The following is a 16,591-nucleotide window of genomic DNA, read 5'->3' as shown; positions in this document are numbered from 1 at the left end:
AAGTATCTTTCTTCGATCATCCAATTTGAGGAAAACCGCACGTATCCCGTGCAGCGCCCACCAAGGACGCAAATGTGCCGCAGTCGCCATTCAAGGCCTCAGCCCGCCATCCATTTTAAAAGATAGGAAAATGTCGATTTGCGACAAAGTTGCGTCGCTTTCGGACCCCACCTACGCGAACCTGATCGGATTGCAACCGCTATCGAAAAGCATGCTGCCTTGGATCAGGTCAGCTGCCGGCAAAGGGTGCCGGACCAGACCTGATCCAAGGCAGCGTGCAATTGTGTGTCTTGCGTTGCGGCATAGGGCAGCGAAAAAGAAGACGCCCATGTAGGCGAATATCATGATCCCGGTGGACCAACGGCGCACCGACCATCTGGACAAAATCCTCCTGATAGCAGCCTCCGCAGGTTACTGGGTCGATCATGCGCACAAGGTCTGCGCCCCCTGTCAGCAGGAACTTGCCGGCGCACTGTTCCCGATCGTCCATGCAAGGCTTGCGTGTTCTAGCATGGATGATGCCGCAGGAGTGATGTCGGCGTCGCCCTCCGACGTGGCCAGAGGGCGACTTGGCGTCAGTCCGACAGGCTGCCTTCGTCGTCACGGCGGGCGTGCATCCGGGCCTTGACCCGGCGACCGACGATCAGCGGCAGGATGAAGCCGATGATGGCGATGGTCCACAGGACGATCGCCAGCGGGCTGTCGATCAGGGTGAACCAGTTGCCGTTGTCGATGGTGATCGCGCGACGCAGGTTGTTCTCCATCGCGTTGCCCAGCAGCGTGCCGAGGATGATCGGCACCAGCGGCACGTCGAGCTTGCGCAGCACCCAGCCCATGACGCCGAAGCCGACCATGACCAGTAGATCGAACGACGACCCCGAGATGCCGTAGATGCCGACGAAGGACACCATCGCCACCACCGGCATCAAGATGCGCGGCGGCACCATCAGCACGCGGGTGAAGATCCCGACCATCGGAATGTTCATCGCCAGCAGCATGAAGTTCGCGATGAAGAGTGCGGCGATCAGGCCCCAGACCACATCCGGGTTCTGACTGAATAGCAGCGGGCCGGGCGTGATGTTCAGGCTCAGCAGCACTGCCAGCAGCACGGCTGTGGTGCCCGATCCCGGCACACCCAGAGCCAGCATCGGCACCAACGCGCCACCGGCGGCGGCGTTGTTGCCTGCCTCCGGTGCGGCAACCCCGCGTGGATCGCCCTTGCCGAAGGTCTTGCCCTCGGGGTCGACCAGCTTCTTCTCGAACGTGTAGGCGATGAACGACCCGAGCGACGCACCGGCCCCCGGCAGCACCCCGGCCAGAAAGCCGAGGATCGTGGACCGGATCATGGTCGGTGTGGTCTGCTTGATCATCGACATCGGCGGCGTCAGGCGACCGACCTTGATCTTGTTCGCATCGCCGGCTGCCTCTCCGTGCCGGTGTTCGAGGAAGATGAACACTTCCGACAGCGCGAACAGACCGACGATGGCGACAAGGAAATCGAGGCCGTCGTAAAGATGCACCTCGCCGAAGGTGAAGCGCGGCACGCCCGTCTGCGTATCGACACCGATCATCGCGAGCGCCAGACCGAGTGCCGCGGCGAAGGCCGATTTCGCCTGATTGGTGGACGACACGCCGCCCAGCGTCATGAAGGCCAGCGCAAAGAGGGCGAAGTATTCGGCAGGACCGAACAGCAGGGCGATCTTCACAAGCTGCGGGGCCAGAAAGATCAGGCCCCAGGTGGCGAAGAACGCGCCGACGAAGGACGCGATGCCCGACAGCGACAGGGCCTGACCGGCCATGCCCTTCTGGGCCATCGGATAGCCGTCGAGGCAGGTCATCATCGCGGGCTCATCGCCGGGAATGTTCAGCAGGATCGACGAAATGCGCCCGCCATACATCGCCCCGTAGTAGACCGAGGTGAGCAGGATCAGCGACGCCGTCGGCCCAAGGCCCAGCGTGAAGGCCAACGGGATCAGGATCGCCACGCCGTTCGACGGGCCAAGGCCGGGCAGGGCACCCATGATGGTGCCCAGAAAGCACCCCAGAAGCGCCAGCAGGATGTTCTGCCAGGTCAGCGCGATGGCAAAGCCGTCGGCGAGAGAGGAAAGGGTTTCCATGTGCGTGCGTCCTCAGAAGCCAAGGGGACCGCGCGCGAGCGACAGGCCCAGCACGAGGTGAAAGATGACGTAGATGCCAAGCGAGGTGCCGACGCCGATCATCAGCGACCCGATCACCTCTGACCCCAGCCGCCAGGTCAGGTAGGCGCTGGCGAGGAAGGTCGCGATGATGAAACCCAGAACGGGCAGAAGCTCCGCGTAAAGCACCATGACGACGGCGGCCGCCAGGATCTCGGCCAGCCGGCCAAGGCTGGGCCACGACGGCGAGGTGTCGGGGCGCAGGGCAATGACAAGGGACGACAGTCCCAGAACGGTGGCGATGATGATCGGGAAAGCCTTCGGGCCGACGGCGTCGGACAGAAAGCTTTCCTGGATCGTCATCGCGGTCAGGGCATAGCCGATGGCCAGCAGCAGGCCGACGACGCCAAAGATGCGATCGGTCATGGAACAGGTCCTTTGAGGGAAGAAGGGCACCGCGCGGGGCGCGGATAAATGGGGGGCCGCGCGGTCGCGCGGCACCCCCTCCGGTGATCCGGCCGTTACTGGATGATGCCGATCTCTTTCGAGATGGCATTGATCCGCGTCACGTCGTCGGCCACGAATTGCTGGAATTCGGCGCCCTGCAGGTCGAGGGGGGCGATGCCGTTGGTGGCCATGACCTCTTTCCATGCGTCAGACGCATAAAGCTCGCCGATCTTGGCGACCCAGGCCTCATAGGCTTCGTCGCTCATGCCGCCGGGGCCGTAGAAGCCCCGCCAGTTCGCACCGACCGCATCGACGCCCTGTTCCTTGGCGGTCGGAAAGTCGGCGAAATCGCCATCCAGACGCTCGGGGGCCAGCACCGCCAGCACACGGATGTCGCCGCTGTCGACAAAGCCCTTGGCCTCCGATGCGTCTCCGGTGAACGCCTGCACGGAACCAGCCAGCAACTGCGTCACCGCCTCGCCACCGCCGTCGAAGGCGATGTATTTCACGGACCGCACGTCGTCGATGCCATAGGCGTCGGCGGCAATCAGCACCTTCAGGTGATCCCAGCCACCCACGGCGGACCCACCGGCGACCGAGATGGAGGACGGATCGGTCTTGATCTGCTCCAGCAGGGCGGGCAGGTCGGCGATCTCGCTGTCCTTGGACACGGCGATCACGCCGTAGTCGGCCCCGACGGACGCCAGCCAGCGAACCTGGTCCATCGTGTTGCCCGGGAACGCACCCTGCGCCAACCGGGTGGTGGTGGCAGAAGAGGCAGCCACGATCAGGTCGTTGCTGTCGTTGCGCTTGTTCACGACTTCGGCGTAGGCCACGCCACCGCCGCCGCCGGCAAGGTTCACGACCTGCATGGTGCTGTCGATCAGACCTTCGTCCTGCATCAGCTTGCCGACCTGACGGCAGGTAAAGTCCCAGCCGCCGCCGGGGTTGGCGGGCGCGATGCACTCGGGGTTTTCGGGGGTGAAGCCCTGCGCGGATGCGGCAAGGGTCGATGCGCCCAGCAGAACCGCGGCGATGGTCAGGCGTGTGGCCTTGATGGTCATGTGATAATCCCTCCAGATCAGATTTTGCCGGGCATAGGGCGGCCCGGTCGCCATGCGCCACCGCACCGCAGAATTGCGGTCTCCTCGCGGATGGCTGATAAGACCCTATGCGACAAAGCTGTCGCGAACCTGTCACGGGATGACCGAGGGGCATGGGGGCAGGGCGGGGGAGACGGATGCGGGTTCTGATCGTCGAAGATGCCGCTGACGTGGCAGAGGCCATTGCCGCCCGGCTTTCCCGGTCCGGCATGGCCTGCGATGTGGCGGGCAGCGTGGCCGAGGCCGAGGATTTCCTGTCCGTGCAGCGGTATGACGCCATGGTGCTTGATATCAACCTGCCAGACCGGCATGGCACCGACCTGTTGCGCGATCTGCGCGCGCGCGCCGACCGCACGCCGGTCCTGATGCTGACCGCGCTCTTCTCGGTCGATGACCGGGTGTCGGCGCTGAACCTTGGCGCGGACGACTACCTTGTGAAACCCTTCGATCACCGCGAGCTGGACGCGCGGCTGCGGGCCCTGATGCGGCGCGATGCGGACCAGAAATCCGACGCCATCACCTTGGGCCCGCTGACATTTTCGGCAGCGACCCAGACCGCGACGCTTGATGGAACCGCCCTTGACCTGACCCGGCGGGAAGCGGCGCTGCTGGGTCTTCTTCTGCGTCAGCAAGGTCAGCCGATCAGCAAGCAGCGCCTGTATGAAGGGCTGTTCACCTTCGACGATGCCGACGTCGGCCTCAACGCGATCGAGCTTTACATCGCCCGCCTGCGCAAGCGGCTGACCGCGTCCTCCATCCGGATCGAGACGCAGCGCGGCATAGGCTACCGGATCACGACAGATGCTTAGACGGTCGCCGCACCACCGCTGGACGCTGGTGTCGCGCGTCATGGTGGGCGTGCTGTCGCTGCTGGCCCTGGGCGGGATCGTCGTGGCCTTCGCCGCCTTCGCCTATGGCCGCAGCGCGGCGCGGCAGGCATTCGACCCGCTGCTGGTCGGGGCGGCACAGGACATCGCCGAATCGATCTCCATCGGTGACGAGGGGCCGGTGATCGACCTGCCGGTGTCGGCCTTCGGCTTGCTGTCGCTGGCCCCGGAGGATCGCATCTTCTATGCGATCCACGGTCCCGATGGCGCGTTGCTGACCGGCTACGACGGCATCCCCGCAGCGCTGGACACGGTCCAGCCGCGGTTTCGGGACTGGACCCTGCAGGACGACGCAGCCCGCTTCGTCACCGTGTCGCGGCTGTTCTCCGAACGCGCCTACGCAGGACGCATCTATGTCACCGTGGGCCAGACCACGCGGGCGCGTCGCGCGATGGCGCTCGATCTGACAAGGCGCGCCCTGTTCGTCACGACCTTCGGCGGCATCGCCCTGATCGTCAGCGCATTGATCATCATCCGGTCCGCCATGCGCCCGCTGGAGGTTCTGACACGCGACCTGGCCCAGCGCGACCCCTACGACCTGACGCCCATGCAGGCGGACGGCCCCCAAGAGGTGCGCGTGCTTGTTGGCGCGCTGAACCGCTTCATGGGGCGTCTCGACCGGCAGGTCGGCGCGATGAAGAACCTGATCTCGGACACGGCGCATCAGTTGCGCACGCCCGTTGCCGCGATCCGCGCCCAAGCGGAACTGGCGCTTGAAGATGACGCCCCCCGCCGCCTGCCACGGCTGGAGCGGCTGGTCTGGCGCACCCGGTCGCTGGGTCGACTGCTGGATCAGATGCTGTCGCGCGCGCTGGTCATCCACCGGATCGACAATGCCGCCCCCACGGCGATCGACCTGCGCGACATCGCCTTGACCGTGCTGGACAGCCGCGACCACGAACTGCTGGCCCCCGGCAAGGACGTGCAGCTGCGGATCGGTGAAGATGCGGTCGTCGTGCTGGCGGACGAAATCTCCTTGACCGAGGCGGTCCGAAACATGCTGGTCAACGCCCTGCGCCACGGTGCGACGCCCGTCGTGATCGGCGTCTCTCCCACGCCCACGGGCAGCGCGATCTGGGTGCAGGACAGCGGTGACGGGCCGCCCGATGCCGTGCGGGCAACGCTGGGTCAGCGCTTCGAAAGGTCGGCGGCGTCGAAGGGCAACAGTGCGGGTCTTGGCCTGTCCATCGTGCGCGCCGTGGCCCAAGCGTTCGGCGGCGAGATGACGATGGCCACCGTCCAGGGCGGCTTTCGCGTCAGCCTGACCCTGCCTCACCACGGCGCAGGCCAAAGCCAGTGACCCGCCTGTTCGCCCTGCTGCTTGCCATGGCCGGACCAGCAACCGCGCAAGAGGCGGTCACCACCTTCCAGGCCGGCGACGTCCTTCCCGCGACGGTGCTGGCGGTGCGGTCCACGACGGATATCGATGTCTTCGCCCCGGTGCTGGACGCCTTCGTCAGTGCCAACCCGACCGTGGCCGTGCGCTATGAACAATGGGGCTCCAACGCGCTTTACGCGGTGACGCGGCAGGCCTGCGATGCGGGGCAGGGCAGCATCGACGCCGTGATCTCGTCCGGCGTTCACCAGATGGTCGATCTGGTCAACCGCGCCTGCGCCCAGCCCTATGTCTCGCCTTTGACGCAGGCCCTGCCATCCGCGCGACGGTGGCGGGACGAAATCTGGGGCATCACCCAAGAGGCGGCTGTCACGATCTACAACAAGGACCTCGTGCCCGCCGCGGACGTGCCGCACAGCCGCTTTGACCTGCTCGACCTCATGCGCCGCCGGCCCGAAACCTACCGCAACCGGATCGCCACCTACGACATCGAGGCCTCCGGCCTTGGCGACCTCTTTGCCTTCATGGACAGCCAGCAGGCGACGACCTTCGGCGGCCTGCTGGAAGGCTTCGCCCGCGTCGACGCCGTCGCGACCTGTTGTTCGGCCGAGATCATCGCGGGCGTTGCCAGCGGCCGTTACCTGATCGCCTACAACGTACTGGGGTCCTATCTGGTCGACGACATCAGTGACCGCGTCGGCGTCATCGCGCCGCAGGACTACACGCTGATCCTGTCGCGCGCCTATCTCATTCCCGAAAGCGCGCCCCATGCGGCGCTGGCAGCGCGCCTGCTGGACTTCATCCTCTCCGCACGGGGGCAGGCCATTCTGGCCGACAGCCGTCTCGTCCAGCCCGCAAGCGCCGACGAACAGCCCTTGCCCGACAGCGCCCGCCGCCCGATCCCGATCGCGCCCACGCTGCTGGTCGCGATGGACCAGGCCCGCCGACGCATCTTTGTCGACACCTGGCGCAAGGCGTTTGGAGATGATCGCTGACAATCAGAGGAAAGTCGGGGCTGCCGAAAGTCTGCCTGGTCTGCGATTCAAATTGGTGAAGTCGAGCGTCCGGCGAAAGCACGCCGCTCTCTTTCCTGGCTGGCTGACCGATACGACGGAACAACTGTAGAAACGCCGATCCGAACGGTTCAGGCAACAGCATGTCGTCGGATAAAGCCGTGGCAGCCCGTAGGGGAGTCGAACCCCTCTTTTCAGGTTGAAAACCTGACGTCCTAACCGATAGACGAACGGGCCACGCTTGGTGAGGCGCTTTTAGGCAAGGGCTCCGGGGGGCGCAAGGGCATTTTCGTGCGCAGAGCGCAAAAAAAAAACCTGACGCCGCGGCAGGGTCGATCAGGACGGTGCCGCGTCTTCCAGGCGCAGCTGCGGACTCTGACGACCTTGCCATGCATTGACCTCCAGCCGGCCCGCGAGGTGGAACCGCGCGCCACCATGGTTGGTCAGCGCCGCCCCCATGGGGCCGTCCATCGCGCCGAAGGCGATTGCGTCGATCCGCGCGCCCAGACCGTCGCCGAATGTCACCTTCAGATGCCCGGTGCCCACCTGCTTGACGAACAGGATCTGGCAATCCGGAAAGGCCCAGCGCGGGGCAGAGGCACCGGCACCGAAGGGCCCGGCCGCGGCGATCCGGTCGATCAACTCCACCGTCGCGGCACCCGGCATCAACAGGCCATCGACGCGCAGGTCCGACGGCCCCAGCGCACCGGCCCCCTGCCTGTCGAGCAGGGCGGCGATCCGGTCCATCGCGGCGAGCAGCATGTCTTCGGTCACGGTCAGGCCGGCGGCCATCTTGTGCCCGCCGCCCTTCAGAAGCAGACCCTCGGCCGCGACGCGCTGGATCACGGCACCCAGGTCGATACCGCTAACCGATCGTCCCGATCCCTTGCCGATCCCGTCTTCCAGCCCGATGACGATGGCGGGGCGGTTGGTCGCTTCTTTCAGCCGCGCGGCGACGATACCGACCACACCGGGATGCCAACCCGCGCCGGCGGCCCAGACCAGCGGGCCGTCCAGTCCGCGCTCTGTCGCCTGCTCCAGAGCAGCCTCGCGCACCCGGCCCTCGATCTCTCGGCGTTCGGTGTTCAGGACGTCAAGCCGTTCGGCCAGGGCCGCGGCTTCGTGCTGGTCGTCAGTCGCCAGAAGTCGCGCGCCAAGGTCCGCCGCACCGATCCGACCGCCCGCGTTGACGCGTGGACCCAGCAGGAACCCCAGGTGGTAGGACGTCGGGGCCTGATCCATGCCCGCCACATCCGCCAGCGCGACCAGACCGGGCCGCTGGCGCCGGGCCATGACCGTCAGGCCCTGCCGCACCAGCGCGCGGTTCACGCCGATCAGGGGCGCGACGTCGGCGACCGTCGCCAGCGCCACAAGGTCCAGCAGCCCCATCAGGTCGGGGCCCTTCACGTCGTCAGCCTTCAACTGGCGGTTCGCCTCGACCAGCATCAGGAACACGACGGCGGCGGCGCACAGATGCGACAGTGCTCCGCTTTCGTCCTGCCGGTTCGGGTTCACGACGGCCAGCGCCGGGGGCAATGTCTCGGCCCCAAGATGGTGATCCAGCACGATCACGTCCGCACCGACCGCCGCTGCGATCGGCCCGTGGGACAACGTGCCGCAATCGACGCAGACGATCAGGTCGTGATCGCGGGCGAGGGCCGCCATGGCGGCATCGTTGGGACCGTAGCCTTCGTCGATCCGGTCCGGCACGTAGAGTGTCGCGCGCAGTCCCATGTCGCGCAACCAGACCAGCAAAAGCGCGGCGGACGACCCGCCATCGACATCGTAGTCGGCGAAGATCGCGATTCGCTGTCGGGCCTTCACGGCGGCCAGAAAGCGTGTCGCCGCCAATTCCATATCGCGCAGGCTGCGCGGGTCCGGCAGCAGGTCGCGCAGAGTGGGGGCAAGATAGGCGTCCGCCGCCGCACGCTCGGCCACGACACCACGCTGCACCAGCGTCCGGCACAAGGCTGCGGGAAAGCCGGTGGCCTGTTCCATCGCGTCGCAGGCCCGGTCCTCGTCCACGCCCGGGCCGACCCAGCGTCGCCCGGTCAGCGACGCTGCCACGTTCAGAAAGGCTGGCTTGTCGGTCACATCGTCCCTCGCGTGTCGTCGCGGCCGCTTGTGCCACAGAGACCCCGTCGGGGACAGGCCCGTGCCTTCATCTGGCCAGATAAACTCCTGCCAGCGGCTCCGGGCGCAGCCCGGACCCCTTACGCCACCGGATTGCGATACCGCATGTGCCGCACCGATCCGGTCTTGGACCGCATCAGCACGGTTTCCGCGGTCACGAATCCCGGCTCGCGCTTGATTCCCGGCAGCAGCGACCCGTCGGTGACGCCCGTGGCCGCAAAGATCACGTCGCCGGTGACCATGTCGTCGCGGGTATAGACCCGGTCGAAGTTCGTGATTCCGGCCTTGGTGGCGCGGCCGCGCTCGTCGTCGTTGCGGAACATGAGGCGGCCGAAGATCTGCCCGCCCATGCACTTCAGCGCCGCGGCGGCCAGGACGCCCTCGGGCGCACCGCCCGATCCCATGTACATGTCGATGCCGGTGCGCGCCGCTTCGGCGCAATGCATGACACCGGCCACGTCGCCATCTGTGATAAGCCGGATCGCCGCTCCGGTAGACCGGATTTCCGCGATCATCTCCTCGTGCCGCGGCCGTTCCAGCACGCAGACCGTGATGTCCCTGATCGAACAGCCTTTGGCCGCCGCCAGCGCCGACACGCGTTGCGACGGGGTCATGTCCAGCGTGACCACGCCGATCTTGAAGCCGGGTCCCACGGCGAGCTTGTCCATGTAGACGTCGGGGGCGTGCAGCATGCTGCCACGCGGTCCCATTGCGATGACCGCCAGCGCGTTCGGCATGTCCTTGGCGGTCAGCGTCGTGCCTTCCAGCGGGTCGAGCGCGATGTCCACGCCCGGTCCGTTGCCGGTGCCGACCTCTTCGCCGATATAGAGCATCGGGGCCTCGTCACGCTCTCCTTCGCCGATCACCACGACGCCCGCGATATCGAGCTTGTTGAGCTGCGTGCGCATGGCGTCGACGGCGGCCTGATCGGCGGCCTTCTCGTCGCCGCGCCCGATCAGCGAGGCGCAGGCGATGGCCGCGGCCTCGGACACGCGGGCAAGGCCAAGGGAAAGTGTACGATCGTTGAAGTCGGGAGTCGGGGACATGCGCGTTCCTTCAGGGTTACTGTCAGCGGCGTAGCGTCTAGGACCGCAGCATGACAACCGTGTGATCGCTAACAGGCACGGTGATTTCTGCAAAGCGTCGGTGCCGGGTACAGCTCAAACCGCCTCGATCCGGATCGCCACAGGATCGGACATCACGACACCGGTGTCTGCGAAACGCGCAAGGGCCTCGTCCAGCGCGGCGCGGGTCGTCTTGTGGGTCACGATCAGGACAGGGGCGGCGGTGTCGCTGTGGTCGTATTGCCGCATCCGGTCGATGCTGACGCCAGCGTCGCCAAGGGCCGTCGCGACCTTGGCCAGCGCGCCGGGTTTGTCCAGCAGGCGCAGGCGCAGGTAATAGGGCGCGGGGATTGCGGCGGTCGCGGCGCGGGCGCGGCGCAGGCTTGTGGCGGGTTGCCCGAAGGTCGGGTAGCGGGTGCCGCGCGCCAGGTCCACGACATCGGCCATGACGGCGCTGGCCGTGGGCCCTTCACCGGCACCGGCCCCGCGCAGCACGATCTGGCCGACGGCGTCGCCTTCCAGCACGACCATGTTCGTGCCGCCCGACAGCTGGGCCAGTGGCGAGGTCGCGGGCACGAGGCAGGGCTGCATGCGCTGTTCCAGCCCGCGCCCGGTCATCTGTGCGACGCCCAGCAGCTTGATCCGGTAACCCATGTCGGCGGCCTGACGGATATCCTCGATCGTCACCGACCCGATGCCTTCCAGCGCGACACCGGCAAAGTCCACCTGCGTGCCAAAGGCGATGGCGGCCAGCAGCGCCAGCTTGTGGCCTGCATCGATGCCGCCCACGTCCAGTTCCGGGTCCGCTTCGAGGTACCCAAGCTGATTGGCCTCCTCGAAGACCTCGGCATAGGTCAGGCCCGCGTCTTCCATCCGGGTCAGGATGTAGTTGCAGCTGCCGTTCATCACGCCCAGCACGCGGGTTATCGCATTGCCGGCCAGCCCTTCGATCAGCGATTTCACGACCGGGATGCCGCCTGCGACCGCCGCCTCGAAGCGGATCACGCAACCGGCGGCCTCTGCCGCCTCGGCCAGCGCCTGACCATGGATCGCCAGCAACGCCTTGTTGGCGCTGACCACGTCCTTCCCGTGGGAAATCGCGGCCTCGGTCGTGGCCTTTGCAGGGCCGTCGTGGCCGCCCATGACCTCGATCACCACGTCGACATCGTCGCGGGCGGCAAGCGTGACCGGATCGTCCTCCCACGCGTAGCCCGACAGGTCGATGCCGCGATCCTTGTGCGACCTTGCACAGACGGCGCTGATCACGATGGGCCGCCCGGCCCGCGCGGCCAGCAGATCCGCGTGGGCCTGCACGATCCGCACGATGCCGATCCCCACGGTGCCAAGCCCTGCGATACCAAGGCGAAGGGGATCTGACATGAGGTGGCTCCGGTTCTGGCTGTCGGTCTGGATGTGGTGCTTGGGCGCGGTGTTAGCGAAAACGCGAGGCTACCGCAACGCGGCCCGTGCGACGCCGCCCTGCATCCGCGTCCGCGTCGCGGCATCCACAACCGGCCCGCGCAGGGCCGCCGCCCGCGCGCGCAGCCCCGCCGTGTCGCCGTCCATCCGCGCTGTCGAAGCGGCCGTGATCTGCCCCGGCGTGGCGGCGCGGGCCAGCAAGGGCGCCAGTGGCTGCAACGTCGGATAGGGGGCTGCTGCTGCTGCCGCCGAGATGCGTCCGTCCAGCGACGGTGCGTCGGCGCATCCGGCAAGCAACAGGCACAGGATCAGGAGGCGGGCAGAGGGCATCGGTGCTACCTTTGGGACACGGCCGCAGCATAGAGGTGCGGCCCGGTCGGGGAAACCGCTTTTCATCTGAACGACCGTTCAGTTACCTAGGGACATGGCGCGCAAACAGGGCTCTCATGCCGGGATCACCGGACCGAAGGTGCAGGACGCCGCCCTGCGGCTGTTCGCCCAGCACGGTTATGCCGCCGTCTCGATGCGGCAGATCGCGGCAGAGGTGGGCGTGCAGGCCGGTGCGCTTTACAACTATACCGCCGACAAGCAGTCGCTTCTGTTCGACCTTCTGCGCGACAACATGACCGATGTCATCACCGCCTGTGACGCGGCGGCCATCGACGGATCGCCGGTCCGGCGGCTGGAGGCGTTCACCCGCTTTCACATCCGCTTTCACCTGCCGCGTCGGGATACGGTCTTCCTGTCCTACATGGAACTGCGCAACCTGAGCGCCGCGAACTTCGATACCATCGCCGCCCTGCGCCGCGCCTACGAGGACCGTCTGGAAGCGATCCTGCGCGAGGGCGTGGCGGCGGGCGATTTCAGCGTGCCGGACGCCCGCGTCGCGACTCTCGGCCTGATCGCGTTGCTGACGGGCATCACCAACTGGTATCGGCCAGAGGGCCGCCTGACGGAACCCGAGGTCGCCGAGGTCTACTGGACCCTCGTGCGGCAGGCTGTCGGTGCGCAGATGGCCTGATCGCTCTTTCGTCGCCCATGCCTGCGGCGCCGCGCGGCAGGACGGCGATGGAACAAACCGCGCAACCGGGGTATCAGGTGGTTTGTCAGCGCTGACACGCGCCCCCGCAAATCGAGGCTGCCCCGATGTCAGACATTCCACCGCCCGTCCTGGCACCGACCGTCTTTCGGACGACCACGGGCATCCTGATGATGGGCGGGCTCGCCGTCCTGCTGCTGCGCACGGCGTTGCACCAAGGCTTCGCGACACAGGCCGTCATGGTCGCGGGGGGGCTTGCGGCACTCGCCCTCGCGTTCGCCATGTGGCGTGGGCGGGGCGACAGCCTGCGCTGGACCGACCGTGGTCTGATGGACGGGGCAGGGCAACTGATCGCCGCCCGCGACCAGATCGTCGCCGTCGACCGCAATCCGATGGCGCTGAAGCCGTCGAACGGGTTTACCCTGCGCATGGCTGTATCCCAGTCGCGGACTTGGCAACCGGGGCTTTACTGGCGCATCGGTCGCCGCGTCGGGGTTGGTGGACTGACCTCGCCCGGCGTGGCCAAGGCGCTGGCGGACCGCATCGCACTCGAGACGGCACCGGCGATCGTCTAGGCGATCAGCACAACCGTTTCGTCAGATCGGCCGGCGTGTTGTTGAAGCAGGTCTGCTTGAAGCGGGGCTGCGTGAAGATGAAGGTCTCCATCACGATGTCCTTGATCTGATCCACCTCGACGTCGTTGTTGGACTGGGACTTCGGTCCGCCGCCCCAGACGCTTCTCAGGCCCAGATTATACGCCGAGGTATAATGCGTCCAGGTCTCGACCAGAATCAGGCGGTCGCCGTCACCCATCTGCGGAAGCTGCGACGTCAGGCTGCGCACGCGCGTATCCGCGTTCGTGAAGGCTTCTCTCGCGTCGGTATTGCCCCGAACCTCTGACCAGACCACATGAAAATGGTCGGTGCCGTCGTCCTTGTTCACCAAGCTTGCATTGTCGTGATAGCGCAGGCTGCTGATGCGCAGGCCCGGCGTGCTGTCGCCGCGGGTCAGGAATTGCAGCAACCCGTAGGTGCCGTCGATATAGTCGTCGTTCACATAGTTCCGTTCCCGGCTCAGCAGGTCAGCGATCGTCATGGACGCCTTCTCGCTGATCGCCTCGGTCCGGTAGACGTCGAAGTAGGCAAGCGTGGCAAGGTAGGTCCAGAACATGAGAGGGGCCAGAATGACGAATTCGAGCGTCATCACGCCATCCTCTCGCCGCCAGAGTCCGCGCAGCGCCGTGGCAATGCGGGTCGTCAACTCCATTGGAATGGCTCCATCACATAGGAGGACGTGGCCGACAGCGGATAGTGCCCGGGCTTGCCGCCCTTGATCAATTCGCGGCCCATGGCGGCCAGCGGCAACAGAGGCTCGATCTGCACGCAGACACGCAGCACCATCAGGTCGTTGTTTGCGCCGTTGCTGATCGCCACATTCGCGATGCCGGTCTGGACCTTGTCGATGCAGGGCACGGTCGGGCTGGGTGCGACAAAGGCGGTCGGTGTCGACTTCAACATTTCGAGCCGCATGTTCGTTTCGCAATCGATCAGGATGACCGCGTATTTGCAGGTCGCCTTCACCAGCTTTTCGTGGGTCGGGGCCGGGATGATGCCCAGACGGACGTCGCGGACCGTCAGGTCAAGCCCGCGTTCCAGCATGACCTGTTGCATGGAATACATGCCCGCTTCCATCGTGGCACCGAACATCATCCAGATCGCCGGAAACAGCAGGACGAACTCGATCGACGAATTGCCCGCCTCGGACAGCCGGAAGCGGCGCAGCAGGCGGCCGAGACGTGTCCTCGGTGCGGAGGGGGTGCGCGGGATGCGGCGGATCATTGCGTCAACCTCAGGTCGGTGATCTGCTGCGCGATTCGCTCGAAGATCTGGTCAAGCTCCGGGCCGGACGTCACGAAGAAGCGGTTGGCATCGCCAGCGCAACGCGCCATCGCCTCGGCACCCTGGACTGCGACGTCCGAGGTTTCGTCGCCCGACATCGAGATCGCGTAGATGATGATTCCGGCATTGCGCGCGGCCTCGCACATGCTGTCCATGTAGCCGACGCCCTGATCGCGGGTATAGAACAGGGTGCTGTTGCGATATTCGCTGATCGTGGCGTCGGGTCCGCCGTTCCGGTCCTGGGCCACCCAGGGCAGGTTGTGCTTGGCCCAATACAGCCAATAGCTGGGATCTGTGTAATAGGAGTCCTTCAGGCGCCACGAGTTGTCGTTGTATCCGTCCGTCATCAGCACGAGGTATTTCAGTGACCGGGTCTTCCACATCACGCCGGACGGTGCGTCGTAGGATTCGGGGCGGTCATCGAAGGCCGGATCGATAGTCGCGGAGGGTAGCGCACTGATCACGCTCTGGAACGAGGGATCAAGCAGGGTCACGCCCCACTTCAGCCCCAGAAAGATCGAGGTGCCGGCCCGTGGTTCCAGGCTGTTGATCGCGTTCACCAGCGCGGTGCGATCCTGGCTGATCGGAATGATGCGCTTGTCTTATCCTGAACCTGGCTCCTGAGGTATAAAGGAGCCACTGCCCACCACACCATTTATGGTGGGCAGTGGCGGCGGTTGGATCGTAAAGCGCTTGGTCGTAGTGGACCGTTTGTGAGTTTGATCAGCCGCCGTCTTCACCACAGGGCCTGAACGGATACGCGTGTGACAATCCACGCATGACAAGCATAGGACATGGCGAAGATGACAGATCATACCATTGGCGTGGATATTTCCAAAGCCCATTTGGACGCATTCAGACTGGAAGACGGAGCGGCGCATCGCTTCGAGAACTCGGCTGCTGGATTTCGAGCTCTGCGAAAATGGCTTGGTAAGGCCCTGGTGGCGCGGATCGTGTTCGAGCCGACTGGTCCGTATCACAAGGCCTTCGAGGCGGCGTTCAGCAAGGCATTTCCTTTGGTCAAAGTGAACCCGTTGCAAGCACGCCGGTTCGCTGAAGCACATGGGACCAGGGCCAAGACCGATGCGGTGGATGCCCGGATGTTGGCCCGGATGGGGGCTGCGTTCAGCCTTGAGCCTCAAGCGCCTTGTTTGAAGGAAACCCTTGTTCTCAGGGATTTACACGTTGCACGTGCCGGGCTGATCAAGGACCGTACGCGACTGCGCAACCGTGCCCAGATCCAGGATATTGCTCTGCTGAAACGTCAAACCAAGGCGCGGCTCACGCAGGTAGAACGTCAGGTTGCCGAGCTGGACGCTGAAATTGCTGCGCTGATTGAGGCGCATGAGGCCACTGCACGCAACCGCGATATTCTCTGCTCCATGCCTGGGATTGGTGCAGTCACGGCCGCCGCAATGCTGACCCTATTGCCCGAGATCGGTACGTTGCAGCGCAAACAGGTGGCCAGCCTAACCGGTCTTGCACCAATCACCCGTCAGTCCGGCCAGTGGCAGGGCAAGGCGTTCATAGGAGGCGGGCGAAAGCCACTGCGCGATGCTCTCTATATGCCAGCCTTGGTCGCAATGAAGTATAACCTGGATCTCAAGGCCAAATATGAAGTCCTCCGCGCCGCAGGGAAGCCCGCAAAGGTCGCCATCGTCGCCATCATGCGCAAGCTCATCGAGATGGCAAACGCGCTCGTCAAAGCTGATCGCACGTGGACACCAAAAACCGCTTGATCAAGACGGATACTCATAAGTCTCTTTTGGACAGACCGGTTGGTCCAGTGCCGGATTGCTGTCGTTTCGCGTCGATCCCGACACGTTGTCGAAATTGCCCTTGCCATAGGCGTTGAACTGCACGGCCTGTGTCTGGTCGTATGTCAGATTCGTGTTGAACGTCGTGGTCTGGAACGTCGACGACGGAAATTCGATGCAGTGCGAAAAGTTGTGGGTCTGATTGACGTTCAGCAGATTGAACAGTTGCGGGCCGATGTTCACCTGTTCCGAATAGGGCACCAGCGACACCGAAATGCGATCCCGGAATTCCGGCTTCAGCAACGCATCAATGAACTTTACCGCGGCTGTCCGCAGCTTGTCGATCCGGCGTTCGTTTGT

16 protein-coding genes, 1 tRNA gene and 1 pseudogene are annotated in these 16,591 nt (G+C 65.3%); 6 read left to right on the top strand and 12 right to left on the bottom strand.

Annotated features, from left to right (window positions below):
- Positions 1 to 575 precede the first annotated feature (575 nt).
- The 3 genes from ACOI1H_RS18155 to ACOI1H_RS18145 all read right to left on the bottom strand — a co-directional run bounded on the left by ACOI1H_RS18155 (position 576) and on the right by ACOI1H_RS18145 (position 3,646).
- Positions 576 to 2,117 (bottom strand): tripartite tricarboxylate transporter permease, encoded by a 1,542-nt coding sequence (locus tag ACOI1H_RS18155; protein WP_422439243.1) that lies wholly within the window; start codon positions 2,115 to 2,117, stop codon positions 576 to 578.
- 12 nt (positions 2,118 to 2,129) lie between these two features.
- Positions 2,130 to 2,561 carry a tripartite tricarboxylate transporter TctB family protein gene (locus tag ACOI1H_RS18150; RefSeq protein WP_422439242.1) on the bottom strand — a complete coding sequence of 144 codons (432 nt, stop codon included), beginning with the start codon at positions 2,559 to 2,561 and terminating at the stop codon, positions 2,130 to 2,132.
- Positions 2,562 to 2,656: 95 nt separating this feature from the next.
- Complete coding sequence (locus tag ACOI1H_RS18145; protein ID WP_422439241.1) at positions 2,657 to 3,646, bottom strand: Bug family tripartite tricarboxylate transporter substrate binding protein; 990 nt, start codon at positions 3,644 to 3,646, stop codon at positions 2,657 to 2,659.
- A 176-nt stretch (positions 3,647 to 3,822) separates the two neighbouring features.
- On the opposite strand from ACOI1H_RS18145, the gene ACOI1H_RS18140 reads away from it, so the two are divergent.
- Genes ACOI1H_RS18140 through ACOI1H_RS18130 form a run of 3 tightly spaced genes read left to right on the top strand, consistent with a single transcriptional unit; the run spans position 3,823 to position 6,903 of the window.
- Entirely contained in the window at positions 3,823 to 4,494 is a 672-nt protein-coding gene (locus ACOI1H_RS18140; RefSeq protein WP_422439240.1) for a response regulator, read from the top strand.
- Positions 4,487 to 5,872 carry a sensor histidine kinase gene (locus ACOI1H_RS18135; RefSeq protein ID WP_422439239.1) on the top strand — a complete coding sequence of 462 codons (1,386 nt, stop codon included), beginning with the start codon at positions 4,487 to 4,489 and terminating at the stop codon, positions 5,870 to 5,872. The genes ACOI1H_RS18140 and ACOI1H_RS18135 overlap by 8 nt, the downstream gene beginning before the upstream one ends.
- Positions 5,869 to 6,903 carry an ABC transporter substrate-binding protein gene (locus tag ACOI1H_RS18130; RefSeq protein WP_422439238.1) on the top strand — a complete coding sequence of 345 codons (1,035 nt, stop codon included), beginning with the start codon at positions 5,869 to 5,871 and terminating at the stop codon, positions 6,901 to 6,903. The genes ACOI1H_RS18135 and ACOI1H_RS18130 overlap by 4 nt, the downstream gene beginning before the upstream one ends.
- A gap of 180 nt (positions 6,904 to 7,083) precedes the next feature.
- Here ACOI1H_RS18130 and ACOI1H_RS18125 read toward each other — a convergent pair.
- The 5 genes from ACOI1H_RS18125 to ACOI1H_RS18105 form a co-directional block, all read right to left on the bottom strand.
- Positions 7,084 to 7,158, bottom strand: a tRNA-Glu gene (locus ACOI1H_RS18125).
- A gap of 99 nt (positions 7,159 to 7,257) precedes the next feature.
- Positions 7,258 to 9,015: a single-stranded-DNA-specific exonuclease RecJ gene (gene recJ / locus ACOI1H_RS18120; RefSeq protein WP_422439237.1), complete on the bottom strand. Its 1,758-nt coding sequence runs from the start codon at positions 9,013 to 9,015 to the stop codon at positions 7,258 to 7,260.
- Between the two features lie 119 nt (positions 9,016 to 9,134).
- Positions 9,135 to 10,100 (bottom strand): class II fructose-bisphosphatase, encoded by a 966-nt coding sequence (gene glpX / locus ACOI1H_RS18115; protein ID WP_422439236.1) that lies wholly within the window; start codon positions 10,098 to 10,100, stop codon positions 9,135 to 9,137.
- 114 nt (positions 10,101 to 10,214) lie between these two features.
- Positions 10,215 to 11,498: a homoserine dehydrogenase gene (locus ACOI1H_RS18110; protein WP_422439235.1), complete on the bottom strand. Its 1,284-nt coding sequence runs from the start codon at positions 11,496 to 11,498 to the stop codon at positions 10,215 to 10,217.
- Positions 11,499 to 11,567: 69 nt separating this feature from the next.
- Positions 11,568 to 11,867 (bottom strand): hypothetical protein, encoded by a 300-nt coding sequence (locus ACOI1H_RS18105; RefSeq protein ID WP_422439234.1) that lies wholly within the window; start codon positions 11,865 to 11,867, stop codon positions 11,568 to 11,570.
- A 94-nt stretch (positions 11,868 to 11,961) separates the two neighbouring features.
- Between ACOI1H_RS18105 and ACOI1H_RS18100 the strand changes: the two genes are divergently transcribed.
- A complete protein-coding gene (locus tag ACOI1H_RS18100; protein ID WP_422439233.1) occupies positions 11,962 to 12,558 on the top strand; it encodes a TetR/AcrR family transcriptional regulator in 597 nt (198 codons plus the stop codon).
- A gap of 125 nt (positions 12,559 to 12,683) precedes the next feature.
- Positions 12,684 to 13,151 carry a hypothetical protein gene (locus ACOI1H_RS18095; RefSeq protein ID WP_422439232.1) on the top strand — a complete coding sequence of 156 codons (468 nt, stop codon included), beginning with the start codon at positions 12,684 to 12,686 and terminating at the stop codon, positions 13,149 to 13,151.
- A gap of 4 nt (positions 13,152 to 13,155) precedes the next feature.
- Here ACOI1H_RS18095 and ACOI1H_RS18090 read toward each other — a convergent pair whose 3' ends face one another.
- From ACOI1H_RS18090 to ACOI1H_RS18080, 3 genes are read right to left on the bottom strand one after another with little or no spacing between them, the layout of a single operon-like run.
- Positions 13,156 to 13,842: a TadE/TadG family type IV pilus assembly protein gene (locus ACOI1H_RS18090; protein ID WP_422439231.1), complete on the bottom strand. Its 687-nt coding sequence runs from the start codon at positions 13,840 to 13,842 to the stop codon at positions 13,156 to 13,158.
- Complete coding sequence (locus tag ACOI1H_RS18085) at positions 13,833 to 14,414, bottom strand: TadE/TadG family type IV pilus assembly protein (RefSeq protein ID WP_422439230.1); 582 nt, start codon at positions 14,412 to 14,414, stop codon at positions 13,833 to 13,835. Before ACOI1H_RS18085 ends, ACOI1H_RS18090 begins: the two co-directional genes overlap by 10 nt.
- Entirely contained in the window at positions 14,411 to 15,034 is a 624-nt protein-coding gene (locus ACOI1H_RS18080) for a hypothetical protein (protein WP_422439229.1), read from the bottom strand. The genes ACOI1H_RS18085 and ACOI1H_RS18080 overlap by 4 nt, the downstream gene beginning before the upstream one ends.
- 243 nt (positions 15,035 to 15,277) lie before the next feature.
- On the opposite strand from ACOI1H_RS18080, the gene ACOI1H_RS18075 reads away from it, so the two are divergent.
- The gene (locus ACOI1H_RS18075; protein ID WP_422439244.1) at positions 15,278 to 16,213 is read left to right on the top strand and encodes an IS110 family transposase; all 936 of its coding nucleotides are present in this window, start codon (positions 15,278 to 15,280) and stop codon (positions 16,211 to 16,213) included.
- On the opposite strand, the pseudogene ACOI1H_RS18070 reads toward ACOI1H_RS18075, so the two are convergent.
- Positions 16,214 to 16,591 (bottom strand): annotated as a pseudogene (locus tag ACOI1H_RS18070) (hypothetical protein); the annotation flags it as partial.

Origin of the sequence: Loktanella sp. DJP18 (assembly GCF_049310965.1) — a bacterium.
In the GTDB taxonomy this organism is placed as follows: Bacteria; Pseudomonadota; Alphaproteobacteria; order Rhodobacterales; family Rhodobacteraceae; genus Loktanella.
The sequence above is the reverse complement of the archived record's forward strand: the minus strand, read 5'-3'. Positions and strand labels throughout refer to the sequence as shown.